General features: G+C 71.3%; 27 protein-coding genes. 12 read left to right on the top strand and 15 right to left on the bottom strand.

Translation table 11 applies throughout. The features are described 5' to 3' along the window. Positions 1–91: 91 nt before the first annotated feature. From AB0B33_RS46180 to AB0B33_RS46170, 3 genes are all read right to left on the bottom strand, one after another. Positions 92–1,246, bottom strand: coding sequence for a ubiquinol-cytochrome c reductase iron-sulfur subunit (locus AB0B33_RS46180; protein WP_247012554.1), 1,155 nt, complete (start codon positions 1,244–1,246; stop codon positions 92–94). Then, entirely contained in the window at positions 1,243–2,061 is an 819-nt protein-coding gene (locus AB0B33_RS46175) for a c-type cytochrome (RefSeq protein ID WP_125306905.1), read from the bottom strand. The genes AB0B33_RS46180 and AB0B33_RS46175 overlap by 4 nt, the downstream gene beginning before the upstream one ends. 61 nt (positions 2,062–2,122) lie before the next feature. Continuing rightward, complete coding sequence (locus tag AB0B33_RS46170) at positions 2,123–2,749, bottom strand: heme-copper oxidase subunit III (RefSeq protein ID WP_247025237.1); 627 nt, start codon at positions 2,747–2,749, stop codon at positions 2,123–2,125. 95 nt (positions 2,750–2,844) lie between these two features. Here AB0B33_RS46170 and AB0B33_RS46165 point away from each other — a divergent pair, with 95 nt between their 5' ends. The 3 genes from AB0B33_RS46165 to trpD are packed head-to-tail and all read left to right on the top strand — an operon-like array spanning position 2,845 to position 4,758. Next, positions 2,845–3,258 carry a hypothetical protein gene (locus tag AB0B33_RS46165; RefSeq protein WP_360784407.1) on the top strand — a complete coding sequence of 138 codons (414 nt, stop codon included), beginning with the start codon at positions 2,845–2,847 and terminating at the stop codon, positions 3,256–3,258. Between the two features lie 58 nt (positions 3,259–3,316). After that, a complete protein-coding gene (locus AB0B33_RS46160; RefSeq protein WP_360784404.1) occupies positions 3,317–3,718 on the top strand; it encodes a hypothetical protein in 402 nt (133 codons plus the stop codon). A gap of 5 nt (positions 3,719–3,723) precedes the next feature. Next, a complete protein-coding gene (gene trpD / locus AB0B33_RS46155) occupies positions 3,724–4,758 on the top strand; it encodes an anthranilate phosphoribosyltransferase (protein ID WP_360784401.1) in 1,035 nt (344 codons plus the stop codon). A 470-nt stretch (positions 4,759–5,228) separates the two neighbouring features. On the opposite strand, the gene AB0B33_RS46150 is transcribed toward trpD, so the two are convergent. Continuing rightward, positions 5,229–6,173, bottom strand: coding sequence for a DMT family transporter (locus tag AB0B33_RS46150; protein WP_360784398.1), 945 nt, complete (start codon positions 6,171–6,173; stop codon positions 5,229–5,231). Positions 6,174–6,256: 83 nt separating this feature from the next. Here AB0B33_RS46150 and AB0B33_RS46145 point away from each other — a divergent pair, with 83 nt between their 5' ends. Then, entirely contained in the window at positions 6,257–7,216 is a 960-nt protein-coding gene (locus AB0B33_RS46145) for a helix-turn-helix domain-containing protein (protein WP_360784395.1), read from the top strand. Positions 7,217–7,267: 51 nt separating this feature from the next. Here AB0B33_RS46145 and AB0B33_RS46140 read toward each other — a convergent pair whose 3' ends face one another. After that, the gene (locus tag AB0B33_RS46140; RefSeq protein ID WP_247012564.1) at positions 7,268–7,687 is read right to left on the bottom strand and encodes a cytochrome c oxidase subunit 4; all 420 of its coding nucleotides are present in this window, start codon (positions 7,685–7,687) and stop codon (positions 7,268–7,270) included. Positions 7,688–7,718: 31 nt separating this feature from the next. Next, positions 7,719–8,660 (bottom strand): cytochrome c oxidase subunit II, encoded by a 942-nt coding sequence (gene coxB / locus AB0B33_RS46135; RefSeq protein WP_360784392.1) that lies wholly within the window; start codon positions 8,658–8,660, stop codon positions 7,719–7,721. 185 nt (positions 8,661–8,845) lie between these two features. Between coxB and asnB the strand changes: the two genes are divergently transcribed. Continuing rightward, a complete protein-coding gene (asnB, locus tag AB0B33_RS46130) occupies positions 8,846–10,780 on the top strand; it encodes an asparagine synthase (glutamine-hydrolyzing) (RefSeq protein WP_360784389.1) in 1,935 nt (644 codons plus the stop codon). A 58-nt stretch (positions 10,781–10,838) separates the two neighbouring features. On the opposite strand, the gene AB0B33_RS46125 is transcribed toward asnB, so the two are convergent. Then, positions 10,839–11,831, bottom strand: a complete 993-nt coding sequence (locus AB0B33_RS46125) for a carbohydrate kinase family protein (RefSeq protein WP_360784386.1) — start codon at positions 11,829–11,831, stop codon at positions 10,839–10,841. Between the two features lie 148 nt (positions 11,832–11,979). Between AB0B33_RS46125 and AB0B33_RS46120 the strand changes: the two genes are divergently transcribed. Continuing rightward, a complete protein-coding gene (locus AB0B33_RS46120) occupies positions 11,980–12,150 on the top strand; it encodes a hypothetical protein (RefSeq protein ID WP_360784383.1) in 171 nt (56 codons plus the stop codon). Positions 12,151–12,213: 63 nt separating this feature from the next. On the opposite strand, the gene AB0B33_RS46115 is transcribed toward AB0B33_RS46120, so the two are convergent. Continuing rightward, entirely contained in the window at positions 12,214–12,591 is a 378-nt protein-coding gene (locus tag AB0B33_RS46115) for an iron-sulfur cluster assembly accessory protein (RefSeq protein WP_360784380.1), read from the bottom strand. A 146-nt stretch (positions 12,592–12,737) separates the two neighbouring features. Here AB0B33_RS46115 and AB0B33_RS46110 point away from each other — a divergent pair, with 146 nt between their 5' ends. Further along, complete coding sequence (locus tag AB0B33_RS46110; protein WP_247012576.1) at positions 12,738–13,385, top strand: DUF3043 domain-containing protein; 648 nt, start codon at positions 12,738–12,740, stop codon at positions 13,383–13,385. 379 nt (positions 13,386–13,764) lie between these two features. Next, positions 13,765–14,754 carry an aldo/keto reductase family protein gene (locus AB0B33_RS46105; protein ID WP_360784376.1) on the top strand — a complete coding sequence of 330 codons (990 nt, stop codon included), beginning with the start codon at positions 13,765–13,767 and terminating at the stop codon, positions 14,752–14,754. Here the strand turns inward: AB0B33_RS46105 and AB0B33_RS46100 are convergent. The 3 genes from AB0B33_RS46100 to AB0B33_RS46090 are packed head-to-tail and all read right to left on the bottom strand — an operon-like array spanning position 14,751 to position 16,544. Continuing rightward, entirely contained in the window at positions 14,751–14,963 is a 213-nt protein-coding gene (locus AB0B33_RS46100; protein WP_247012580.1) for a hypothetical protein, read from the bottom strand. The two genes, AB0B33_RS46105 and AB0B33_RS46100, sit on opposite strands and share 4 nt — an antisense overlap. After that, on the bottom strand, positions 14,956–15,798 hold the full coding sequence (locus AB0B33_RS46095) for a phosphoribosylaminoimidazolesuccinocarboxamide synthase (RefSeq protein ID WP_360784373.1): 843 nt from the start codon (positions 15,796–15,798) through the stop codon (positions 14,956–14,958). The genes AB0B33_RS46100 and AB0B33_RS46095 overlap by 8 nt, the downstream gene beginning before the upstream one ends. Beyond that, complete coding sequence (locus AB0B33_RS46090; RefSeq protein ID WP_247012584.1) at positions 15,795–16,544, bottom strand: GntR family transcriptional regulator; 750 nt, start codon at positions 16,542–16,544, stop codon at positions 15,795–15,797. Before AB0B33_RS46090 ends, AB0B33_RS46095 begins: the two co-directional genes overlap by 4 nt. Positions 16,545–16,681: 137 nt before the next feature. On the opposite strand from AB0B33_RS46090, the gene AB0B33_RS46085 reads away from it, so the two are divergent. Continuing rightward, positions 16,682–17,125, top strand: coding sequence for a hypothetical protein (locus tag AB0B33_RS46085; protein ID WP_247012586.1), 444 nt, complete (start codon positions 16,682–16,684; stop codon positions 17,123–17,125). Here AB0B33_RS46085 and AB0B33_RS46080 read toward each other — a convergent pair. After that, positions 17,122–17,808: an IspD/TarI family cytidylyltransferase gene (locus AB0B33_RS46080; protein ID WP_360784369.1), complete on the bottom strand. Its 687-nt coding sequence runs from the start codon at positions 17,806–17,808 to the stop codon at positions 17,122–17,124. The two genes, AB0B33_RS46085 and AB0B33_RS46080, sit on opposite strands and share 4 nt — an antisense overlap. Before the next feature lie 86 nt (positions 17,809–17,894). Between AB0B33_RS46080 and cobT the strand changes: the two genes are divergently transcribed. After that, entirely contained in the window at positions 17,895–18,971 is a 1,077-nt protein-coding gene (cobT, locus tag AB0B33_RS46075) for a nicotinate-nucleotide--dimethylbenzimidazole phosphoribosyltransferase (protein ID WP_360784412.1), read from the top strand. Positions 18,972–19,025: 54 nt separating this feature from the next. Here the strand turns inward: cobT and AB0B33_RS46070 are convergent, their stop codons facing one another. Next, on the bottom strand, positions 19,026–20,129 hold the full coding sequence (locus AB0B33_RS46070; protein WP_247012590.1) for a branched-chain amino acid aminotransferase: 1,104 nt from the start codon (positions 20,127–20,129) through the stop codon (positions 19,026–19,028). A gap of 96 nt (positions 20,130–20,225) precedes the next feature. Between AB0B33_RS46070 and AB0B33_RS46065 the strand changes: the two genes are divergently transcribed. Further along, on the top strand, positions 20,226–20,528 hold the full coding sequence (locus AB0B33_RS46065; protein WP_247012592.1) for a hypothetical protein: 303 nt from the start codon (positions 20,226–20,228) through the stop codon (positions 20,526–20,528). Here AB0B33_RS46065 and AB0B33_RS46060 read toward each other — a convergent pair. Beyond that, positions 20,485–21,147 carry a DUF402 domain-containing protein gene (locus AB0B33_RS46060; protein WP_360784365.1) on the bottom strand — a complete coding sequence of 221 codons (663 nt, stop codon included), beginning with the start codon at positions 21,145–21,147 and terminating at the stop codon, positions 20,485–20,487. The genes AB0B33_RS46065 and AB0B33_RS46060 overlap by 44 nt on opposite strands. Continuing rightward, positions 21,140–21,985, bottom strand: coding sequence for a hypothetical protein (locus tag AB0B33_RS46055; protein WP_360784362.1), 846 nt, complete (start codon positions 21,983–21,985; stop codon positions 21,140–21,142). The genes AB0B33_RS46060 and AB0B33_RS46055 overlap by 8 nt, the downstream gene beginning before the upstream one ends. Before the next feature lie 110 nt (positions 21,986–22,095). Between AB0B33_RS46055 and AB0B33_RS46050 the strand changes: the two genes are divergently transcribed. Further along, positions 22,096–23,595, top strand: a complete 1,500-nt coding sequence (locus AB0B33_RS46050; RefSeq protein ID WP_247012598.1) for a leucyl aminopeptidase — start codon at positions 22,096–22,098, stop codon at positions 23,593–23,595. The last annotated feature ends 131 nt before the right edge of the window (positions 23,596–23,726 follow it).

Here is a 23,726-nt window from a genome sequence, read left to right as displayed (position 1 = left end):
GCCGCGTGGTACCGCTGGTCGGCGTTGTTCGCGGCGTCGCCCAGCGCCTTCTCGACCGGGCTCGACCCCTTGGTCGGCGTGGTGAGTGAACTCATGACTTACGCTCCCAAAAGGCCGGACCGATGGCCTCGATGAAGTCGCCTCGCGCGATCAAGTATCCCTCTTCGTCCACCGTGATCGGTAGCTGGGCCAGCGGACGCGTCGCCGGGCCGAAAATCGGCTTGGCGTAGTGCAGCGCGTCGAACTGCGACTGGTGGCAGGGGCACAGGATGCGGTTGGTGCGCTGCTCGTACAGGGAGGTCGGGCAGCCGACGTGGCTGCAGATCTTCGTGTACGCGTACAGGTCGCCGAAGTTGAAGTCCTCCTGGCCGGCGCGCTTGACGACCTTGGCGGCGTCGGTCGGGCGCAGGCGGATGAGCATGACCGGGTTGTCGACGCGGGTCAGCGCCGCGGCCAGCAGCTCCGGCTTGCCCTTCTCGGACTCGCGGTACGGGAAGACCGTCTCCATCGCGCCGGCGTCGAGGTCCTCGGCCTTGACCAGGCTGGCCTCTTCGCCCTCTTCCAGCGGCTTGCCGGTGTTGCGGCGCAGGTAGACCTTCTCGCCGGGGAAGTTCGGCTGCCAGCCGGTGTGCCACAGCGACTCGCGGGTCTCGCTGTCCTTCCACGGGTTCTTGATGAAGGACGCCAGCGGCAGCGCCGCGGCCGCGAGGCCCAGCGTGCCGGCCCCGGCGATCGCCGAGCGCTTGATCAGCGACCGGCGGGCGATGGTGCTGCGGTTCCCGGCGTCGGCCAGGTGCGCGAGGAACGTCTGGCGGTCGACCTCGGCCGACCCCTTGCCCTCGCCGTCACCGCGCTGCTGCACCGCGACCTCGGCGGGCACGAACTTCTTCGTGTACAGGATCACGCCGATGCCGAGGCCGAGGATGGCCAGGCCGAGCGTGATGCCGAGCATCGGCGTGTACAGGCTGTACCAGAAGTGGCCGCTCTCGTTGTCCGGCGACTCGTACTTCCACGGCCACCAGATCAGCGAGACGACGAACCCCAGCCCGGCCAGCGCGGACAGGGCGAACCAGAACGCCACCAGGCGCTCGGCGCGCTTCTCCGCGCGGGTGCCCTCCACGGGCCACGGGGTCGGGTATTCGACGATTTCGACGCCGTCGAGCGCCCCGCCCAGCTTGACCAGCTGGTCCCGGTCCATCTCAGCCAGCTCCGCCTCCGTCGGCGGCTTAGGCCCCTCGGCACTCATGCCTTCGATCCAATCCACAACGTCACGCCGATCAGCGCGGCGATCCCGACGATGAAGGCGATGACGCCCTCGGAAGCGGGGCCGACCCCGCCGAGGCCGTTACCACCCGGGTCATTGTTGCCGTCGGACACCGACTTCACGTAGGCGACGATGTCCTTCTTCTCCTCCGGCGACAGCTGCCGGTCGGAGAACTTCGGCATGTTCTGGGGGCCGGTGAGCATGGCCGTGTAGATCTGCTCTTCGCTGGCCGGGTCCAGGTTCGGCGCGTACTTGCCCGCCGACAGCGCGCCGCCGCGGCCGGTGAAGTTGTGGCACGAAGCGCAGTTGAGGCGGAACAGCTCGCCACCGCGGGCCGGGTCGGAGCCGCGCAGGGCCTCGCCCTTCTCGGCCGGGCGCTGGACGCCGCCGCCGTGCGCCTGGATGTAGGCGCCGACCGCGTCGATCTCGGCCTCGGTCAGCTTCGGCGGCTTCCGCTCGACCTGCGCCTCCTGGCGCGCGGCGGGCATGCGGCCCGAAGAAGTCTGGAAGTACACCGCGGCGTCGCCGATGCCGATCAGGCTCGGCCCGCGGTCCTGCACGCCCTCGAGGTTCGCGCCGTGGCACGCGATGCAGGTGTTGTTGTAGACCTGCTCGCCGAGGCGCAGCTGCGCCGGCGTGCCCTGTGCCTGCGCGGTCTGCGGCTCCGGGGCGAACACGGCGTACAGGGCGCCGGCGCCCACCAGCGCGATACCGAGCGCGAGCAGGCCGGCGAACCGCCTCCGCAGCTTCGACCGCGCGCGGTAGCGGCGCTCCGACGATTTGGTGCTGGTGGTCATCTTGCGGCAACCCTTGCTGTCAGTTCAGGCCGATGGTGAAGGTGGTGGCGGCTGGGCGGACCTACGGAAGGAGGTAGATCACACCGAACAGGCCGACCCACACGATGTCGACGAAGTGCCAGTAGTAGGACACGACGATCGCCGACGTGGCCTGGGCGGGCGTGAACTTGCTCAGTTTCGTGCGGATGAGCAGGTACACGAAGGCGATGAGCCCGCCGATGACGTGCAGGCCGTGGAACCCGGTGGCGAGGTAGAAGACCGTGCCGAACGGGCCGGACGGGATCGTCATCCCCTCTTCGACCAGGTTGTGGTACTCGTTGGCCTGGCCGCCGACGAAGATCGCGCCCATGATCAACGTGATGATGTACCAGCGGCGCAGCCCGTAGACGTCGCCGCGCTCGGCGGCGAACACCCCGAACTGGCAGGTCAGCGAGGACAGCACGAGGATCACCGTGAACGGGATCGCGTACGCCACGTTGAGGTGGAACTCCTCGCCGTGCAGGCGCGGCGGCCAGGTCTCCCCGACCGGGTTCTGCGCCTTGACGGTGAAGAACATCGCGAACAGTCCGGCGAAGAACATCAGCTCGCTGGACAGCCACACGATGGTGCCGACACTGACCATGTTCGGCCGGTTCAGCGAGTGGACCCGCTGACTGATGGTGGGAGCTGCCGTTGTCACGCGTCGCATTATGTCCTCTCGCACCACCGCTCCGCCGGGTGGGTCCACGGCGAGCCGTCTGCGTTACCGATCACACGGGATGCCCGGGAAGGTGAGAGCTACTCTTGGGTTTGGTGAACCGCCTGCTCAACCTGGTCAAGAGGCGCGAAACGCCTGTTCTCGGGCCCGACGACCCCGGCCTGGAGATCGTCGCGGAGGCCTTCGACCCGGTCGTCGCGGACTCCGCCGTGCTCGCGGGTTCACCCGGTTGGGTCAGCACCGCACCGGCCGTCCTGCGGCACCACCTGCTGCTCCCGCCGGACCGGGTCGCCGAAGCGGCGTCGATCCTCGCCCAGGACGGCTACGACCTGCGGGAACAGGCTCCGGCGGGCGAGCTGGTGCGGGTCCACGCGGTGCGCGTCCAGGTGCTCGACGCGCTCCACTGCGCCCAGGAACGGTCCCGGATGGCGGGTCTCGCACAACGTCTGGACGGCGACGCGCTGGGCTGGGACGCGCTCCAGCCGGAGCCGACCGCGTGATGTCGGTCTCGGCCGATACGATCGCCGGGAAGGCTTTGACGAGACGGAGGCGTGCGCAATGGGCGAGTCGATGCGGGTCCTGGTGTTCAGCCACAAGGCGGAGGTGCGCGAGGCGATCGTGAACGCGGTCGGGCGCCGTCCGGCGGCGGACCTGGCGCGCGTGGACTACGTCGAAGCGGCCGGCATCGCCGACGTGCTGTCCGAGGTGGACGCGGGCCACGTCGACCTGGCCATCCTCGACGGCGAGGCGCAGCCGACCGGAGGCATCGGCCTCTGCCGCCAGCTCAAGGCCGAGATCACCGACTGCCCGCCGATCGTGGTCTCGGTGCGGCGCAAGGACGACCGGTGGCTGGCGACCTGGTCGCAGGCGGACGCCGTGCTGGTGCACCCGCTGGACCCGCTGACCGCCGCGGAGACCGTCGCCGACGTGCTGCGACGGGTCCCCGTCGTGAACGGCTGAGCCCGGTGAGCACCCCGGTCCCCCGCACCTGGCCACCCCTGCTCAAGCAGCTCGTCGCGGGCATCGACCTCTCCGCCGAAGACACGGCGTGGGCGATGGACCAGATCATGAGCGGGGCCGCGAGCCCGGCCCGGATCGCCGGGTTCGCGGTGGCGCTGCGCGCCAAGGGCGAGACGCCCGAGGAGATCGCCGGCATGGCGGCCGCGATGCTGGCGCACGCCCGGCGGGTCGAGCTGGACCGCCCGGCGGTCGACATCGTCGGCACCGGCGGCGACGGCTCGAACTCGGTGAACATCTCGACGATGGCGACGATCGTCACGGCGGCCGCCGGCGCACCGGTGGCCAAGCACGGCAACCGCAGCGCGTCGTCGAAGTCCGGTGCGGCCGACGTCCTCGAGGCGCTCGGCGTGCGGATCAGCCTGCCGCCGGAGGACGTGCGGCGGAGCCTCACCGAGGTCGGCATCGGGTTCTTCCTGGCATCGGCGTTCCACCCGGCCCTGCGCCACGCCGGCCCGGTCCGCAGCGAGCTCGGCATCCCGACGACGTTCAACCTCCTGGGCCCCCTGACCAACCCGGCCCAGCCGGGCGCCGCGGTGATCGGCTGCGCGTACCAGGACAAGACGCGAGTGCTGGCCGAGACGTTCGCCCGCCGGGGCACAACGGCCCTGGTCGTCCGCGGCGACGACGGCCTAGACGAGATCACCACGACGACGACGTCGACGGTCTGGGTGGTGACGGGCGGCACGGTGACCGAGCGCTCCCTGGACCCGGCCGACCTGGGCATCCCCCGAGCGACGGCGGACGACCTGCGCGGCGGCGACGCGGCGGCGAACGCGGAGGTGGTCCGCGAGCTGGTGGGCGGCAAGCCGGGCCCGGTCCGCGACGCGGTCCTGATCAACGCGGCCGCCGCACTGGCGGCGTTCACGGGCTTCTCGGAGTCCTTGGAGGACGATCTGCGGGCCGGTCTGGTGCGGGCCGCGGAGGCGATCGATTCGGGCGCCGCGGCGACGATGCTGGACCGCTGGATCGCGTTCAGCTGACCCCACCGCCTGCTGGCCGGCGAGCGGTGGCCGGGGTGCCGGCACCGGGAGACCGCCGAGCCGGAGCTCCGCCGCCTGCCGGGATGGGCGAAGCCGCCGGTGGCCGCTGAGCGGGCGGCGCGTCCGGCACCACCCGCCCGCACCGCCTCCCGGCGCCCGCGAGCGGTGGGCTCGGGCACCGCCCGCTCCCGCCCCTCCGCAGCGGCAGACCGCCACGTTGGGGTGCCGGCACGCCCACCGCACCCGGCCGGCTCGAACGGGCTGAGGTGCCGCGCTCCCACGAATCGGATCGCAGATGCGCCGCCGGGCCGCCTCAACGCCCCCTCGCGGCGGCCGTAGACCCCGGTGCCGGCACCGGGAGACCGCCGAGCCGGAGCTCCGCCGCCTGCCGGGATGGGCGAAGCCGCCGGTGGCCGCTGAGCGGGCGGCGCGTCCGGCACCACCCGCCCGCACCGCCTCCCGGCGCCCGCTCACCCGCGAGCGGTGGGCTCGGGCACCGCCCGCTCCCGCCCCTCCTCCTCCGCAGCAGCGGCGGCGGCAGCAGCAGCGGCAGACCGCCGGCCCCGTTGCGGTGCCAGTGCCGCCGCCAGGACCGCCAGCATGCCCACCGCCTCCGGCCAGCTCGGGCGGTGGCCGTAGAACGCGATGTCCACCAGGACCGCCACCACCGGGTACAGGTAGGACAGCAGCGCCACCGTCGTGGTCGGGAGCTTGCCGATGCTCGCGTACATCAGCACGTACATCAGTGCCGTGTGGACGGTCCCGAGCAGGACCAGCCACAGCAGCCCCGAAGTCGTCGTCGGCAGCGGCGTGATCAGCAGCAGGGGCGCCAGCACCAGCGCGCCCACCGTCGTCTGCACCGCGGCCAGCAGGTGCGGGCGGATGTGCTTCAGCTGCTTCGCCACAAAGGACGCTCCGGCGTAGAGCACCGCCGCGCCGAGTGCGAGGCCGATTCCCGCCAGCTGCACGGGTTTCCCGTCCTCGCCGTGGGCGGAAAGAGAGATCACCGCCACCCCGCCGAACGCGACGGCGGCCCGGGCCAGGTGGCTCTTCGCGACCTTCTCGCCGAGGAACGCGGCCGCCAGGCCGACCAGGATCAGCGGCTGCGTGTGGTAGACGACCGTGCTGACCGAGATCGACGACAGCGCGTACGAGGCGAACAGCAGCACCCAGTTGCCGACCAGGAAGAGCCCGCCCAGCACGGCCAGGCCGAGGTCGCGGCGGGACGGCCGCCACGACTGCAGCCAGCCGCGGGAGAGGCACCACAGCACCAGCAGCGCACCGCCCACGAAGCAGCGGGCGAACGCCACGGCGGGGGCGGCCGCGCCGCTTTCGAGGACGACCGCGCCGATCGTGCCGGACATCGCCATCGCCGCCGACCACTGGAGGAGCGGGCGGGTTTCCGAATTCGTCATACCGATCAGGTTCGTCCTGCCGGCAGCCGCCGACCAGTGTCAGAGATGACAACGACCGCAAACCTTGTGACAGACTGGGCGGCATGGACGTCAACCGGGTCGCGGTGGTGCTCGCCGACCGCGTTTCGCCGTTCGAGCTGGGCGTCGCGTGCGAGGTCTTCGGCACCGACCGCAGCGCCGACGGCATCGAGGGCTGGGACTTCGGCGTCTGCTCGCCGGGCGGGGACGCGGTCGCCAGCTGGTCCGGGTTCGGCCTCTCCGGCCTCCGTGACCTTGATTACGCAGCGGCGGCGGACCTGCTCATCGTCCCGACCTGCGCGCCCCGGACGGCGCCGCCGCCGGAACCGGTCCTGGACGTCCTGCGGGACGCCGCCGGGCGCGGGGCGTGGGTCGCCGGGTTCTGCGCGGGCGTCTTCACGCTGGGCTACGCGGGCCTGCTGGACGGGCGCCGCTGCACGGTCCACTGGGTGTACGAGACGGAGTTCCGCGCGCGCTTCCCGGCGGCCGACGTCGACCCGCAGGCGCTGTACGCCGACGACGGTGGCGTCCTGACCAGCGCGGGCACGGTCGCGGCGGTCGACCTGTGCCTGCACCTGGTCCGCCGGCTGCGCGGGGTCGCGGCGGCCACGACGCTGGCGCGCCGGATGGTCGCGGCCCCGCACCGCGCGGGCGGGCAGGCCCAGTTCGTCCAGGCCCCGGTCCCGGCATCGGCGGCGGCCGGCGACGCCGTGGTCGCGGAGGCCCTGGAATGGGTCGAGCGGCGGCTGGACCAGCCGTTCACGGTGGCGGAGCTGGCCCGCCGCAGCGGGCTCGGAGAACGGACGTTCCTGCGCCGCTTCTCGGCCGCCACGGGCACGACACCGCACCGGTGGCTGACGGAACGGCGCCTGGACCGCGCCCAGGCCCTGCTGGAGGAGGGCGGGCTGTCGGTGGAGGACATCGCGACGGCCTGCGGCTACGCGTCGGCGGCCGCGTTGCGGCACCAGTTCACGCGGCTGCGCGGCACGAGCCCGTCGTCGTACCGGACGGCGTTCCGGGGCTGAAAACGAAACCGGCCGCCACGCGAGTGCGTGACGGCCGGTTCCGGGAAGAGCTCAGTCGTGCGAAGGACCCGTGTGGTACTCGAACACCAGCCCGCCGATGGTGATGAGCAGCGCGACGAGCGCGATCACCAGCAGCCAGATGTGGAAGAACGCCAGCGCCAGCGCCGCGAGGGCCGCCGTGGCCGCCATCGCGACCGGCCAGTAGCTGCCCGGGCTGAAGAAGCCCAGCTCGCCGGCACCGTCGCTGATCTCGGCGTCTTCGCGGTCTTCCGGCCGCGGCTCGATGCGGCGGGCGACGAACTGCATGTAGCTGCCCGCGAGGAACGCCAGGCCGCCGGTCAGGAACAGCGAGACGATGCCCACCGGCTCCGGGCCGTGGGTCGCGGCCGCCGCGGTCCACACCCAGTACACCGCCGCCATGAACACGGCGAAGGTCGCCACGATGAAGAAGATGCGGGCTTCGGCCTTCATGGGTCTTCCCTACTCCTGTTGTCGCCGGGCGTCAGTTGGACGCGGTGCGGGCCGTGCGGTCGGTGTTGAACGGCTGGGTCGTGACCGCGTGCGGGGTGCACAGCTCGCCGCAGTTCATCTTCGCCAGCGCCTCGGCCGCGGTGAACGACTGACCGGTCGCCGGGTTCGTCTGCTTGCGCAGCCCGATGTACTGGTCGTACTTGTCCGCCGACAGCGCGCGGACCTCGAAGTTCATCACCGAGTGGTAGGTGCCGCACAGCTCCGCGCACCGGCCGACGAAGGAGCCCTCGCGGTCGATCTTGTTCTGGAAGGAGCTGTCCTGGTTGTTCTTCTCCGGGTTCGGCATGACGTCCCGCTTGAAGTTGAACTCCGGGACCCAGAAGGAGTGGATGACGTCGGTGGAGACCAGGTCGTACTGGATGGTCTTGCCGACCGGCAGCACCAGGAGCGGGATCTCGCCGGACGAACCGACGGTGCTCACCTGCTGGCCGTCCGCCCGCTTCGCGGACTCGTCCTCGTACTTGAACTCCCAGTTCCACTGGAACGCCACGACCTGGACCTTGACGTCCGGGTTCGGGATCTTGTCCAGGACCTTCGACTCCGTCGTCGCGGTGAAGAAGAACAGGACGCAGACCATGATCGTCGGCACGACGACCGTGAACAGCTCGAGCGGGATGTTGTACTGGAACTGCCGGGGCAGCTCCTCCGGCTCGCCGTCGACCGTCTTCTTCTTGCGGTGGAACGTCGCGGTCCAGAAGATCAGGGCCCACACGATGACACCGACGACCAGCGCCGCGACCACGGTCCAGGTCCAGAGGTTCCGCATCTGGTTCGCCTGCTCGGTGACACCGACCGGCCAGCCGAACCGCAGGATCTCGTCGCCGGAGCAGCCCGTCGCGGTCAGCGCGACCAGCACGGCCAGCGCGGCGACGCGCACGGTCCGCTTCCCCAGGGTGCGCTCGGGTTGTCCCACTGCGCCTCGCCCTTTCACCCAGAGCCTCCTACGACAGATCTTCGTGACAGGCGGAGCCTAGCCGAGTTGACCGACTCCGCTGACCAAGGGGTAACCGTCGACGCCCGTGTTACTCGCCACGGCCTGCCCGGCATACTGGGCTCTTCCCCAGCCCGGTGAAGAACTCCGAAGGTGTGTGAGTACCCGTGTGCGGCCTGCTTGGACTGATCTGCGCGACCGAGACCGGCGCGGCCAACGCGCGTGACGCCGTCGGAGCGGCCATGCGCTGCCAGCGCCACCGCGGCCCCGACGAGCAGGACACGTGGGCCGACGCGGAGGTCGTCTACGGCTTCAACCGGCTCGCGTTCATCGACGTCGAGCACGCGCACCAGCCGCTGGTCTGGGGGCCGCCGGAGGCGCCCGGCCGGTACACGATGAACTTCAACGGCGAGATCTACAACTACCGTGAGCTGCGCGAAGAGCTCGCCGCGCAGCACGGCGCGAAGTTCGAGACCGAAGGCGACGGCGAGGCCATCGTCGCCGGCTTCCACTACCTCGGCGCCGACTGGGTCAAGCGCCTGCGCGGCATGTTCGCCTTCATGATCTGGGACTCGCAGGAGAAGCGCGTCTTCGGCGCCCGCGACCCGTTCGGCATCAAGCCGCTGTTCTACTCGGCCGGCCCCGGCGGGGTGGCGTTCTCCAGCGAGAAGAAGAGCCTGCTGGAGCTGTCGGACGTCCTCGGCGTGGCCCAGGAGCTGGACCGGAAGGCCCTGCAGCACTACCTGGTCCTGCAGTACGTGCCCGAGCCCGAGTCGCTGCACACCGCGATCCGCCGCGTCGAGTCCGGCACGTCGTTCGAGGTGGCCCCCGGCGGTGAGGTGAAGTTCACCCGCTACTTCCACCCGCAGTTCAGCGCGAAGCCGGTGAACACGCAGGCCGAGGCCGAGGAGCTGCACCAGCGCATCGCCGATGTGATGCGCGACTCGGTCGGCAAGCACATGATTTCGGACCCCGACGTCACCGTCGGCGCGTTCCTCTCCGGCGGCATCGACTCCACGGCCACCGCCACGCTGGCCAAGGAGCACAACCCGAACCTGATCGCGTTCACCACCGGGTTCGAGCGCGAGGGCTATTCCGAGGTCGACGTCGCCGCCGAGTCCGCCGCCGCGATCGGCGTGAAGCACGTGGTCCGGACGGTCACGGCGGACGAGATGATGGAGGTGCTGCCGCTCATCGTCTGGTACCTCGACGACCCGGTGGCCGACCCCGCGCTGGTCCCGCTGTGGTTCATCGCCCGCGAAGCCCGCAAGCACGTCAAGGCGGTGCTCTCGGGCGAGGGCGCGGACGAGCTGTTCGGCGGCTACACGATCTACAACGAGCCGATCTCGCTGGCGCCGTTCGAGAAGATCCCGGGCGGCATGCGCAAGCTCATCGGCAAGGTGTCGACGAAGATCCCGGAAGGGACCCGCGGCAAGGACCTGCTCCGCCGCGGCGCGCTGCCGCTGGAGGACCGCTACTACGGCAACGCCCGCAACTTCCGCGACGACCAGTTGCGCAACGTCCTTCGCACGTACCAGGAAGGCGTGGGCTTCAAGGACGTCACGGCGCCCTGGTACGACGTCTCGCGCGGCTGGGACCCGGTGGCCCGCATGCAGCACGTCGACCTCTACACGTGGCTGCGCGGCGACATCCTGGTCAAGGCCGACAAGGTGACGATGGCGAACTCGCTGGAGCTGCGGGTGCCGTTCCTCGACGCCGAGGTGTTCAAGGTCGCGGCGTCCATCCCGCTGGACCAGAAGCTGGCCCACGGCACCACGAAGTACGCGCTGCGCCAGGCACTGGCCAAGATCATCCCGGCCCACGTGCTGAACCGCCGCAAGCTCGGCTTCCCGGTCCCGATCCGGCTGTGGCTGCGCAACGAGATGTACGACTGGGCTCGCGGGATCATCAACGATTCCCGGACCGAGGAGCTGCTGGACAAGAAGGCGATCCTGGCGCTGCTGGAGGAGCACAAGGCGGGCCAGCTCGACCGCAGCCGCCAGCTGTGGGCGCTGATCGTGTTCATGCTGTGGCACGGCATCTTCGTCGAGCACCGCATCAAGCCCGAGGTCCCGGAGCCGGTCTACCCGGTCAAGCTCTGAGTTTTCCGACGGAGAAGGCCCCGCACCGGATCGGTGCGGGGCCTTCTCCGTTCCGGGCTCAGGCCGCGGGCAGGACCGCGGAGATCTCGTCGGCCGCGTCCGGGCCGAAGGCCTCGCCGATGCGGGCCAGGGCGTCCGCGCGGTCGAACGTCCACTCCTGGGTGCCGATCGTCTCCAGGACCAGGACCGCGATCAGCGAGCCGAGCTGGGCCGCGCGCTCGACGTTCAACCCGCCGTCGAGGCCGGCCAGGAAGCCCGCGCGGAAGCCGTCGCCGACGCCCGTCGGGTCGGCCTTCGCGCGCTCCGGGACCGCGCCGATCTGCAGGGCGGTGCCGTCCTTGCCGACGATCTCGACGCCCTTCTCGCCCAGCGTCGTGATCCGCATGCCGACCTGCGCGAGGACGTCGGCCTCGGTCCAGCCGGTCTTCTGGAGCAGCAGCTCCCACTCGTAGTCGTTGCTGAACAGGTACTTCGCGCCGGCGACGAAGTCTCGGGCCTGCTCGCCGCTCATGCGGGCCAGCTGCTGCGACGGGTCGACGGCGAAGGCGTACCCGCGCTGGCGGCACTCCTCCGCGTGGCGGACCATGCCCTCCGGGTCGTCCGGGCTGATCAGCACCAGGCTGAGCTCCCCGGCGCGCTCGGCGATCGGCTGCAGCTCGATGTTGCGGGACTCGGCCATCGCACCCGCGTAGAACGTCGCGATCTGGCAGAGGTCCTCGTCGGTGGTGCAGACGAACCGCGCGGTGTGCGCGACCTCCGAGACGTGCACGCCGGAGGTGTCGACACCGTGGCGCTCCAGCCAGGAGCGGTAGTCGGCGAAGTCGGCGCCGACGGCACCCACGAGGACCGGCTGCACGCCGAGCACCCCGAGCCCGAAAGCGATGTTGGCGCCGATACCGCCGCGCCGGACCACGAGGTCGTCGGCGAGGAAGCTCAGGGAAACCCGGTGCAGCTGCTCCGCGACCAGCTGCTCCGCGAACCTGCCCGGGAAGTGCATGAGGTGGTCGGTCGCGATACTGCCGGACACCGCGATCCTGGCCCTGTCTGCCACCGGCTGCTCCTTTGTGTTCGACCTCACGGCAAAAGGCGCGAAGTTACCCCCGGGTCATGACCCATCCGGGTAGTTCGCGCGCGCCCACCCGACACTACCGGCTGGTACTCCTTCTCCAGTCGGATCGCGATCAATACCGTGAAGAATCGTGAACGTCGCCACCGAACCCGAGACCCTGTCCGAGCTGATCGCCGACTGCGCCCTCATCCCCGAGACGCTGCAGGCCGAGAGCCTGCCGCGGCCCCGCGTCACGGCCAAGCCGTGGCGGGTCGACGAGGCGTGCCACGCCCAGGTGGCCGAGCTCGACGCGTACGTGTAAGCCCGCAGGAACGAAGAAGGCCCCGCCCTCCTTGCGGAGGACGGGGCCTTTCTCACGCTTCGCTCAGTGGAACGAGTCGCCACAAGCGCAGGAACCGGTCGCGTTCGGGTTGTCGATCGTGAAGCCCTGCTTCTCGATCGTGTCCACGAAGTCGATGACGGCTTCCGACACGTACGGGGCGCTCATCCGGTCCACGGCGACCTGGAGGCCGTCGAAGTCGCGGAACAGGTCGCCGTCGAGCTTGCGCTCGTCGAAGAACAGCTGGTAGCGCAGGCCCGCGCAGCCACCGGGCTGGACGGCGATGCGCAGGTGCATGTCGTCGCGGCCCTCCTGCTCGAGCAGGGCCCTCGCCTTGGAAGCCGCGGCGTCGGTCAGCGTGACGCCGTGGGTCTCTTCGGCGGTCTCGGCCTGCGTCGCGCCGGCGTGCTCAGCGGTCGTCATGGCACTCCCTCTAAGTTCGAACTCACTGCGGATACTCCTCGTGCTGACGTCTTCAACACCCGGAGCGTCCGATCTGTTCCCCCACCATGGTCGCACATCGATCGACCTGGTGAACGGCGGCGTGACGCCTGCAATACCCTGGTGAGGTGAGGTTCCTGCGCCGAAGCACCACAGACACCGCCGCCGACGAGCCGGAGTCGGCGGACGCCGTCGACGTCGCGGGCAAGTCGTTCACGCCCGGTAAGGGCAAGGCCACGCCCAAGCGTCGAGACGCGGAGGCGAAAAAGCGCGGCCCGGTGGCGCCACCGCCGACCACCATGCGTGAGGCGATGAAGCGCAACAAGGAACTGCGCAAGTCGAACCCGCAGACGAAGGACGACCGCCGCGCGGCCGCCAAGCTCCGCCGCGACCGCATGATGGCGGGTGACGACAAGTACCTGCTCCCGCGCGACCGCGGGCCGGTCAAGGCGTACGTCCGCGACCTGGTCGACACCCGGCGCAACCTGCTGGGCCTGTTCATGCCGCTGGCGATCGTGGTGTTCCTGGCCCTGCTGGTGCCGCTGCCCCAGGTCCAGTCGTACATCACGCTGCTGTGCACGGCGATGCTGCTGGTGATGGCGATCGAGGGCTTCGTCAACGGCCGCAAGATCGCGAAGCTGGTGCGGGAGAAGTTCCCGAAGGAGACGGTCAACGGCCGTTCGATCGGCTGGTACGCGTTCGTCCGGGCTTCCCAGATCCGGCGCCTGCGGGTGCCCAAGCCGCGGCTGAAGCCGGGGGACGCGATCCCGAACTGAGCTGGTTCCGAGAAGCCGGGTCGAGCGGTGCGCGACCCGGCTTCTTGCTGTCCACGACCGGTCCGAGGCTCGCGGGAACCGACGGATCCGCTGCCACGAAGGCCATGAACGACCTGTTCACCTCGCCGGCACCGGGCGTCGGGGTCTCGCAGCGCTGAAGGTCCCTTCGCGCACCCCGGCGCGGCCGAACCAGCCCCCGCCCCGGACCACAGCGCCTCCGCAAAGGCCATGAACGACCTGTTCACCTCGCCAGGCGTCATGAACGACTCGTTCACGACGTCCACGACCCAGCCCGCACGTAGTCGCCAGGGAGCGGGCGAGGCCGGAGTCACTCCAGGGTCGTTAGCAAAGCAAACGATTACCGCCTAAGCTCGGCACCATGGAGTTTCGTCGTCTCGGCCGCAGCGGCCTCAACGTCAGTGAGATCTCGTACGGGAACTGGCTCACCCACGGTTCCCAGGTCGAGGAAGACCAGGCCCACGCCTGCATCAAGGCCGCGCTCGACGCCGGCATCACCACCTTCGACACCGCCGACGTCTACGCCAACACCGCCGCCGAATCGGTGCTCGGCCGCGGTCTCAAGGGGCAGCGGCGGGAAAGCCTGGAGATCTTCACCAAGGTCTTCTGGCCCACCGGTCCCAAGGGCCCCAACGACAAGGGCCTGTCCCGCAAGCACATCATGGAGTCGGCGAACGCGTCCCTGCAGCGGCTGGGCACCGACTACGTCGACCTCTACCAGGCGCACCGCTTCGACCGGACCGTCCCGCTCGAAGAGACCATGCTCGCCTTCGCCGACCTCGTCCGCCAGGGCAAGGTGCTCTACGTCGGCGTCTCCGAGTGGACCGCCGAGCAGATCAGCCGCGGTGCCGCCCTCGCGCGCGAGCTGAAGATCCCCTTCGTCTCCAACCAGCCGCAGTACAACATGCTCTGGCGCGTCATCGAGGACCAGGTCATCCCCGCCTCCGAGCGCGAAGGCCTCAGCCAGATCGTCTGGTCGCCGATCGCGCAGGGCGTCCTGACCGGCAAGTACAAGCCCGGCGCCGACTACCCCGCCGGCTCGCGGGCCACCGACGAGAAGGGCGGCGCCAACATGGTCGCCCGCTTCCTCGACAAGAACGTCCTCAAGCGCGTGGCCGAGCTCGAGCCGCTCGCGAAGCAGGCCGACCTGTCCCTCGCGCAGCTCGCCGTCGCGTGGGTGCTGCAGAACCCGAACGTCGCCTCGGCGATCATCGGGGCTTCGCGGCCGGAGCAGGTGCACGAGAACGTCAAGGCCGCCGGCAAGAAGCTCGACGCCGACCTGCTGAGCGCCATCGACGACGTCCTCGGCGACGTCGTCGAGCGCGACGCGAGCCTGACGAAGAGCCCCTAGTCCTGGTTGATCCGGCCCTGGATCGGCACCCCGAGGTCGAACGCGTCCTCGGGGGCCATCCGGGGCTCCAGGCCGAACCCGCGCAGGAGGCGGCTGGCGCCCGCCAGCCGGTCGCCGCCTCGCCCGGGCACCCGCGACGGCGCGACGCCGTGCGAGACCAGCAGCGTCTCGACCTCGTCGATCAGCCGGTACGGGTCGAACTCACCCACGAGCCCAGGTCTTCCCGGTGATCCGCTCGTAGACCTCGGTGTAGCGCTGCCGCGTCTGCTCGACGATCTCCGCCGGGATCTCCGGCCCGGGGTCGGTCTGGTCCCAGCCCGTCGTCATCGACCAGTCGCGCACGAACTGCTTGTCGAAGGCGTGCTGCGGGCGGCCCGGCTCCCACTCGTCGGCGGGCCAGAACCGCGAGGAGTCCGACGTCAGGACCTCGTCGCCGAGGGTCAGCGTGCCGTCGGCGTCGAAGCCGAACTCCAGCTTCGTGTCGGCGATGATGACGCCGTGGGCGGCGGCGTGCTCCGCGCCCTTCGTGTAGATCTCCAGCGTCAGCTCGCGAAGCCGCTTCGCGGTGTCCTCGCCGATGTCGTTCAAAACTTCGTCGAAGGTCATGAATTCGTCGTGCCCGGTGTCGGACTCCTTGGTCGTCGGCGTGAAGATCGGCTCCGGCAGCTTGTCGCCCTCGACCAGGCCCGGCGGCAGCCCGACGCCCGAAATCTTGCCGTCGCGCCGGTATTCCCGCAGGCCCAGGCCCGCGAGGTAACCGCGGGCGATGCACTCGACCTTGACCATCTTCAGCGGCTTGCAGCGCATCGCGCGCCCGGCGAACTCCGCCGGCACGTCGGTGGTGGACACGACATGGTTCGGCACGACCGCGGCCATCTTGTCGAACCACCACGCGGAGAGCTGGTTGAGCAGCTTGCCCTTGTCCGGGATCAGCGTCGGCAGCGCCACGTCGTAGACCGAGACCCGGTCGGACGCGACCAGCAGGATGTCCCCGCCGTCGAGCTCGTACAGGTCGCGGACCTTGCCCGCGTGGATCTTCTTCATTCGCCGTCCTCAGTCGTGTACTCGTAGAAAACCCAGTGGTCGGGCAAGGCGGCGGACTCACCGTACTCGACGACCGTCCCGTCGGCCGCCAGGAAGGTGCTCCGGCCGAGCAGCACCGCCGCCCCTTCGGGCAGCCCCAGCTCGCGCGCTTCCTCGCCGCTCGCCTGGCCCGCCGCGTGCCGTTCCTGCGTCGTCACGATCCTGGTGCCCAGCCGCGCGGCCGCGTAGGCGGAGGTGCCCTCGACGATCCGCTCGGCGACCAGCAGCGCCGGCGCCTTGGCCGACAGCGTGCCGTCGAACCACGACGTCGACGTCGACAGCGGCCGCGAATCCGGCCCGTACGTGGTGCGCTGCCGCCGGACCGCCGGGGCGCCCTCTTCCAGGCCCAGCGCGGCCGCGGCGCGCTCGGACGCGGGCTCGAGCCCGGCCGCGCGGATCACCGCGTAGTGACCGGGCGGGTAGATCCGCCCGGTGCGCCCGGCGGCGGCCGAGCGGTCGCGGGCCGTGCGGTGCAGGCCGCCGCGGTCGACGACCGTGCCGACACCGCGCACGGGCCGCACCAGGCCCTGCGAACGCAGGGTGGCGAGCACCTTGGTGGCCGTCGCCATGGCGACGGCCCACGTGCGCGCGATTTCGCGGGCGGACGGCACGGCGTCGCCCTCCTGCAGCCGGCCGGACAGGATGTCGTCACGGATCCGGCCCGCGATCTGCAGGTACGGCGGCTCTGGACGGTCGAGGGTGGGCACGGCAGCTCCTCACGGGGACTAACGCACAAGTGTTCTAGCACGCCAGGGTGTCGGAGACAAAGCCCTGATCAGAACCACCCAGGTGTACTAGTACACGCGCTGGACTGCGCTCTAGTACGCAAGTTACCCTCGAAAGTGTGTCCCCGCCCACACCTCACACCGGATCCAGCGGCCAGGGCCTCGAGGAACTCCTCGAGGAGCTCCGGCGCCGCAAATGGGTGCTGCACCTGTTCGGCGGCCGAGAGGCGCCGGAGGTCTACGCGGCCGTGCACCGCTGGCCGACCTGCGCGGACGTCATCATCCTCCGCGACGAACACCGGGCCAGCGCCTACCGGGTGCCGACCTTCCCGGGCACGGACGTGTTCAGCCCGCGGGTCGTCACCTGGCAGTACCACGCCACCCCGGTGTGGACGCTGCGCGCGGTGCTCACCCTGGCGGAGCCCGGCACCCCGGGCGCGCCGCTGCAGGCACTGCGCCCGCAGCCCGACTGCGGGGTCCCGCCGGACCTGCGGCAGGACGTCACCATCCGGCCCACGAGCACCACGGAAGGGGAAGACGGCGGGCCGCCCGCCTGCGCTTAGCGGGCGAGCAGCCGCTCCGCGACCACCAGGTCGTGGGGGTACGTGATCTTGAGGTTCTCGGGCGCACCCGGGACCCACCGGATCGGCAGGGAGGAGAACCGCTCCATGCACGAGGAAGTGTCCGTACCCACGAAGCCTTCGCGCGCGGCCTGTTCGTAGGCCTCGAGCAGCGGTCCGGCCCGGAAGCCTTGAGGCGTCTGGACGCGGATCGCGCCGGGCACCTGGGCGACCAGGTGCCCGGCATCCACCCCGACGACGTCGTCCGCGGCCAGGCCCGGCACAGCCCCCCCGTCCTCGCGTGTCCGGGCCAGCACCGCATCGACCAAGTCTGGGTGGACCAGCGGCCGGGCCGCGTCGTGCAGCAGCACGGCGTCGACCCGGCCGCCTGCTATCCGCGGGGCGAGGTGGCGCAGCGCGTTGAGTTCCGACGCCTGGCGCGTGTCCCCGCCGTGCACGACCTCTACTTCGCCGGCGAACTCCGCGAGGACCTCGTCCGCGAGTTCCCGGTCCTGCGGCCGGATGACCAGCACCAGCACGCCGATGACCGGCACGCGCGCGAACGCGTCCAGCGACCAGGCCACCACCCGGCGCCCGGCCAGCGGCAGGTAGACCTTGTTCAGCTTCGCGCCGACGCGGGTGCCCGCGCCGCTGGCCAGCACCACCGCGGCCGCCGTCGTCTCCACGAGCCGCGAGACTACCGGTGCCGGTGCACCGGTAGGTTGGCCACAGCGTTGTCACGAGCGCTGCCGTGGATGAGAAAGGGCCTGGTGTGGAGCCGGAAAACATCGAGTTCCCCGAGATCACCCCGCCCGACGACCACGCCCGTTCGGACGCGATCGCCCTGCACGACCGGCTGGTCAAGCCGGCCGGTTCGCTGGGCAGGCTCGAAGAGCTGGGCGTGTGGATCGCCGCGTGCCAGGGGCAGTCGCCGCCGCGGCCGTTCACCCGGCCCCGCGTCGTCGTGTTCGCCGGTGACCACGGCATCGCCGCGAGGGGCGTCTCGGCCTACCCCGCCGAGGTCACCGCGCAGCTGCTCGGCACGATGCTGACCGGCGGCGCCGCGATCAACGTGCTGGCCGCCGCCGCGGGCGCGAGCGTCCGCGTGGTCGACCTGGCGGTGGACACCGAAGCGCCGGCGACCCGGTCGATCGGCGAGTTCAAGGTCCGCCGCGGTTCGGGCTCCATCGACGTCGAGGACGCCCTGACCGCCGACGAGGTCGAGGCCGCCGTCCGCGCCGGGATCGCGATCGCCGACGCCGAGGTCGACGGCGGCGCGGACCTGCTCATCCCGGGCGACCTCGGGATCGGCAACAGCACGCCGGCGTCGGTGCTCGTCGCGGCCCTGACCGGCACCGAGCCGGTCGCGGTGGTCGGGCGCGGCTCCGGCATCGACGACGACGCCTGGATGCGCAAGGCGACCGCGGTCCGCGACGCCCTGCGCCGCGCCCGCGTGGTCCTCGCCAACCCGATCGACCTGCTGCGCACGACGGCGGGTGCGGACATCGCCGCCATGGCGGGCTTCCTGGCCCAGGCCGCGGTCCGCCGGACGCCGGTGGTCCTCGACGGGCTCGTCGCGTGCGCCGCGGCCCTCGTCGCCGAAGACCTCGCGCCCGGCGCGCGCCGCTGGTGGGTGGCCGGGCAGCGGACCGCCGAACCCGCCCACTCGCTGGCCCTGGAGCACCTGGACCTGGGCCCGCTGCTGGAACTGGACGTCCGCCTCGGCGAAGGCACCGGCGCGGTGACGGCGTTGCCGCTGCTGATGATGGCCGCCCGCGTCCTCGCCGAAACCGCGACGCACGAGCAGGCCGGCGTCTCCGGCCCGGTCATCCCCGCCACCGCGACCTGAAACGCCATGAGGGGCACCTTCAGTCCGTGAAGGTGCCCCTCATGGCACAGCGGCTCAGCCGAGCTGGACCATCCAGTCGTCGGTGTCGGGGCGGGTGCCCTCCTGGATGCCGGTCAGCTCCTCGCGCAGCTTCATGGTGAGGGTGCCGGGCTGCCCGTCCGCGATGGTGAACTCGCCGTTGGCGTGCTTCACGTGGCCGACCGGGGTGATCACCGCCGCCGTGCCGCAGGCGAACGTCTCGGTCAGCTCGCCCGAGGCCGCCGCCTTCTCCCACTCTTCGGTGGAGATGCGGCGCTCTTCGATCTTGTAGCCGAGCCGCGAAGCCAGCTGCAGCAACGACTTCCGCGTGACGCCCGGCAGCAGCGAGCCGGTCAGCTCCGGCGTGACCAGCCGGGCGTTCTCACCGGAACCGAAGACGAAGAACAGGTTCATCCCGCCCATCTCCTCGACCCAGCGCCGCTCGACCGCGTCGAGCCAGACCACCTGGTCGCAGCCCTTCTCCACGGCCTGGGCCTGCGCGACGAACGAAGCCGCGTAGTTGCCCGCGCACTTCGCCGCGCCGGTGCCGCCGGGGGCCGCGCGCACGTACTCCGTCGACAGCCAGACGCTCACCGGCTTCACGCCGCCGGAGAAGTACGACCCGGCCGGGGACGCGATGACCGTGTACACGTAGTCGGCGGCCGGGCTGTTGACGCCCAGGCCGGTCGACGTCGAGATCATGAACGGCCGCAGGTACAGCGAGTCGCCCTGGCGGGTGGGCACCCACCGGCTGTCGACGGCGATGAGCTCGCGCAGCGAGTCGACGAAGAGGTCTTCGGGCAGCTGCGGCATCGCGAGCCGCTCGGCCGACTGCCGGAACCGCGCGGCGTTGGCGTCCGGGCGGAACGAGGAGATCGAGCCGTCCGGCTGGCGGTAGGCCTTGAGACCTTCGAAGATCGCCTGGCCGTAGTGCAGCACCGACGTCGCCGGGTCGAGCGTGAAGGGGGCGTACGGGCCGACCTGGGCGTCGTGCCAGCCCTCGGCCTTCGACCACTTCACGGTGACCATGTGGTCGGTGAAATAGGTACCGAAACCAGGAGCGCCGAGTACCTCCGCGACACGGTCCGCGCTCGCAGGACTCGGGTGCGGGACGTGGGCGAACTGCGTCGTGGTCGTCATGGCTAGACGATACCCTTTGGTCGGACGCACGTTAGTCGGATGTCCATGTGTTCCGGGTCCCCCGCGCGCTCCGCGGGCTCGCTCTAGTATGGCGTTGTGACCTACCACTCCACGCAGCCGGTGCCCCGGCCCAAGACCGGCGGGGCCGACGTCAAGACGTTCGTCACCGCGGTGCTGCTGACGTTCGGCGTCGGCCTGCTCGGCATGGTCGGCTGGGCGGTGCTCAGCAGCGGCTTCGGCGGGTTCCTCGGTCTCGTCGCGGGCGTCTTCGGCATCGTCTGGTGGCGGAGCATCCACGGCAAGACCGTGTTCCCGAAGGTGGTCCCGACGAAGTCGGTGGTCATCCTCGCCGTCATCAACGCCGTGCTGGCGCTGATCCTTCTCCTGACCGCGGGCTGAGTTCCGCCGGCAGCTCCGGCGCCGGCCAGCCGTCTTCCGGGCGGAAATCGGTGTCGGTCCCGTCGAACGGGTAGGCGCCGCGTTCGGCCAGCGCGCCGATCCGCTCGCCCTCGGCGCGCAGCCGGTCGAACTGCTCGAGCGTCAGGCGGCCGACCTCGAGCGCGGCCTCGGCCTCGTCTTCGTCGTCCCAGCGCCAGCTGCCGTCGCGCTCGACGACGACGTCGAGCACGCCGTCGATCCGGTCGACCGCGCCCGCCGTGCGGCCCAGCGGGATCTCCAGGTTGACGTACCAGTTCTTGAACCGGCCTTCGAGGTCGAAGAACCACCAGACCGACGACCACTCGTCCTCGGGGATCCGGCGCAGCGTCGACGCGCCGTGCCAGAAGTCGGCGACCGGCACCCGCGGGACGCGGAACCGCTGGTCCAGCGGGGCGTCCCGCATCAGCCGGCCGTCGGCGAGCCTGCTGCCCACGATCGAGGTGCCCGCCGGGATCCAGCCACGCAGCACGCGGCCGTCGTCTTCCAGCACGCGCAGCGGGTGGACCTGGCCGATCGAGCCGTCCGGGCGGTGGAACCGTTCGACCACCGTCTGCCCCGGCCGCCAGCGTCGATCAGTCACGCGCTCCACTGTACCGGCGCGCGCGCACGCCCAGTAGCAGCTCGATCACGGTCACCAGTCCCGCGGCGACGAGCACCGGCAGCACCGGCAGGAAGTACGCGGCCGCCGCGGCGACGGCCAGGCCGGCCAGCCCGGGCAGCCCCGCCCGCGTCCGGACCACGGTCCCCGCGGCCAAGGCCGGCACGACCGTGGCGACCACGGCGAAGGCGGTGAGCAACGGCTGCAGCGCGTCCGCGTCGGCGGCCGAGAGCAGGTCGCGCAGCGAGGTGAGCGACAGCCCGAGCCGGACGGCGCCGAGCTGGTAGAGCGCGGCGAAGGCGGCCAGGACGGCGACCCCGCCGAGCAGCAGCACGCGCACGCCCGCGTGCTCACGGCCGCCGGGCCGCAGGAAGGGCAGTGCGAGCACGGCGGCGACGAGGACACCCGCGAAGTCCGGTGGCCGGAGGGCGTCGGACGTCCCCACCGGCGTGACGGCCACGCACACCACGAGGAGCACCAGTCCCGCGGCGAGCAGCAGCCCGCCGGTGATCCGTACGACGATCGTCGGGACCTTCAGCCCGGCGAACCCCGCGCCGGCGACCACGACGACGAAGGCCGCCGCGGCGAGTTCGCGGTGCGCCGGGAAGACGTAGGCCCCGAACGCGATCGCGTAGACGGTCACCTCGGCGAGCCTCGCGACCGCCACGACGACCCGGTCGACCTGGGCATCCCCCGGCTCCGGCACCCGCGCCGACACCCCGGCGGCGACCGCCGCGAGCACCAGCCCGGCGAGCAGCCACCAGCCCGCGCCCGCCGCCCCCGCCGCCAGCAGCACCAGCAGCCCGCCACCCAGCCGCACGCGGTCCTCCCTCTCCCTCTGTTCACCCCGGCTTCCGTCGTCATTAGCATGGCTCACGATCCCGGCCGGGCCGGTGCCCGGTACCACCGAGAACGCGCGAGGAGCCAGAAGTGACCGTGCCTAAGCTCGCCCTGTCCGACAACACCGGGGAGGCACTGGCCAAGACGCGCGCCGACGTGGTCGTCATCGGCACCCTGCAGGGCGAGGACGGCCCGGTGCTCGCCGCCGGTGCCGCCGCCGTCGACGCCGCCTTCGACGGCCGCCTCGCCGACCTGCTGGCCACCCTCGGCGCGAGCGGCAAGGCCGAAGAGGTCGTCAAGGTCCCGACGCTGGGCAAGCTCCCGGCCGCCGTCGTGCTCGCCGTCGGCCTCGGCAAGCCGGGCGACGCCGTCACCCCCGAGCAGGTCCGCCGCGCCGCGGGTGCCGCCGGCCGCGCGCTGGCCGGCACCGACCGCGCGCTCGTCACGCTGTCCGAGCTCGACCTGCAGGCCGCCGTCGAGGGCACGATCCTCGGCTCGTACGTCTTCACCGCGTACCGCAGCGAGAAGGGTGACGCGCCGGTCGCGAAGGTCGACTTCGCGAGCCCGGCCGACGGCACCGCCCGCGAGCACAAGGCGACGCTGAAGGCCGCGACCTCCATCGCCGAGGCCGTCCTCACCGCCCGCGACCTGATCAACACCCCGCCGAACGACCTCTACCCGGCCTCCTTCGCCGACCGCGCGAAGAAGCTGGCCGAGGACAACGGCCTCGAGTTCGAGGTCCTCGACGAGAAGGCCCTGAAGCGCAAGGGCTTCGGCGGCATCCTCGGCGTCGGCGGCGGCTCGTCCCGCCAGCCGCGCCTGGTGCGCATCGGCTACAAGCCGGCCAAAGCCGCCAAGAAGGTCGCGCTGGTCGGCAAGGGCATCACGTTCGACTCCGGCGGCATCTCGCTCAAGCCCGCCGCGAACATGGACCACATGACCTCGGACATGTCCGGCGCCGCCGGCGTGCTCGCGGCCGTGGTGCTGGCCGCGAAGCTGAAGTACCCGCTCGAGGTCGTCGCCCACATCCCGCTGGCGGAGAACCTGCCGTCGGGGACGTCCTACCGCCCGGGCGACGTGCTGACGATGTACGGCGGCAAGACCGTCGAGGTCCTCAACACCGACGCCGAGGGCCGCCTGGTCCTGGTCGACGCGATGGTCCGCGCGGCCGAGGAGAACCCGGACTACCTGATCGAGACCTCGACGCTGACCGGCGCCCAGGTCGTCGCGCTCGGCAACCGAACCGCCGGCGTGATGGGTTCGGAGGACTTCCGCGACCGCGTCGCCGGGATCATGCAGGCCACCGGCGAAAACGGCTGGGCCATGCCGCTGCCGGAGGAACTGCGCGCCGACCTCGACTCGCGCCTGGCCGACCTGGCCAACGTGACCGGCCACCGCTGGGGCGGCATGCTCGCGGCCGGCATCTTCCTGCGCGAGTTCGTCGCCGACGGCCTCGACTGGGTCCACATCGACATCGCGGGCCCGTCGTTCAACACGGGTTCCCCGTGGGGCTACACCGGCAAGGGCGGCACGGGCGTCCCGGTCCGGTCGATCGCCGCGATCCTGGCCGACATCGCCGCCAACGGCTGAGTTCCGGCACCGCCGGTCGTGAGTGTTGGGGGGGGGGGGGTACCCCCGCGGAAAACCCCCCCCGCGCGGCCTGACGCCCCGGGGGGCCGAACGGTAGTCGGTGAAACCCCGCAACAACCCAGCAAAAAGGA

This window comes from Amycolatopsis sp. NPDC049159 (assembly GCF_040648295.1).
Classification (GTDB): Bacteria; Actinomycetota; Actinomycetes; order Mycobacteriales; family Pseudonocardiaceae; genus Amycolatopsis; species Amycolatopsis pretoriensis_A.
Note: the sequence above shows the minus strand (reverse complement) of the source record. Positions and strands in the feature narration are given on the sequence as shown.

Bases quoted from the DNA above. Each gene is read 5' to 3' on its own strand.
- AB0B33_RS46180 (WP_247012554.1), bottom strand. From the start codon at position 1,246: ATGAGTGCCGAGGGGCCTAAGCCGCCGACGGAGGCGGAGCTGGCTGAG.
- AB0B33_RS46175 (WP_125306905.1), bottom strand. From the start codon at position 2,061: ATGACCACCAGCACCAAATCGTCGGAGCGCCGCTACCGCGCGCGGTCG.
- AB0B33_RS46170 (WP_247025237.1), bottom strand. From the start codon at position 2,749: ATGCGACGCGTGACAACGGCAGCTCCCACCATCAGTCAGCGGGTCCAC.
- AB0B33_RS46160 (WP_360784404.1), top strand. From the start codon at position 3,317: ATGGGCGAGTCGATGCGGGTCCTGGTGTTCAGCCACAAGGCGGAGGTG.
- AB0B33_RS46150 (WP_360784398.1), bottom strand. From the start codon at position 6,173: ATGACGAATTCGGAAACCCGCCCGCTCCTCCAGTGGTCGGCGGCGATG.
- AB0B33_RS46145 (WP_360784395.1), top strand. From the start codon at position 6,257: ATGGACGTCAACCGGGTCGCGGTGGTGCTCGCCGACCGCGTTTCGCCG.
- AB0B33_RS46140 (WP_247012564.1), bottom strand. From the start codon at position 7,687: ATGAAGGCCGAAGCCCGCATCTTCTTCATCGTGGCGACCTTCGCCGTG.
- AB0B33_RS46115 (WP_360784380.1), bottom strand. From the start codon at position 12,591: ATGACGACCGCTGAGCACGCCGGCGCGACGCAGGCCGAGACCGCCGAA.
- AB0B33_RS46105 (WP_360784376.1), top strand. From the start codon at position 13,765: ATGGAGTTTCGTCGTCTCGGCCGCAGCGGCCTCAACGTCAGTGAGATC.
- AB0B33_RS46095 (WP_360784373.1), bottom strand. From the start codon at position 15,798: ATGAAGAAGATCCACGCGGGCAAGGTCCGCGACCTGTACGAGCTCGAC.
- AB0B33_RS46070 (WP_247012590.1), bottom strand. From the start codon at position 20,129: ATGACGACCACGACGCAGTTCGCCCACGTCCCGCACCCGAGTCCTGCG.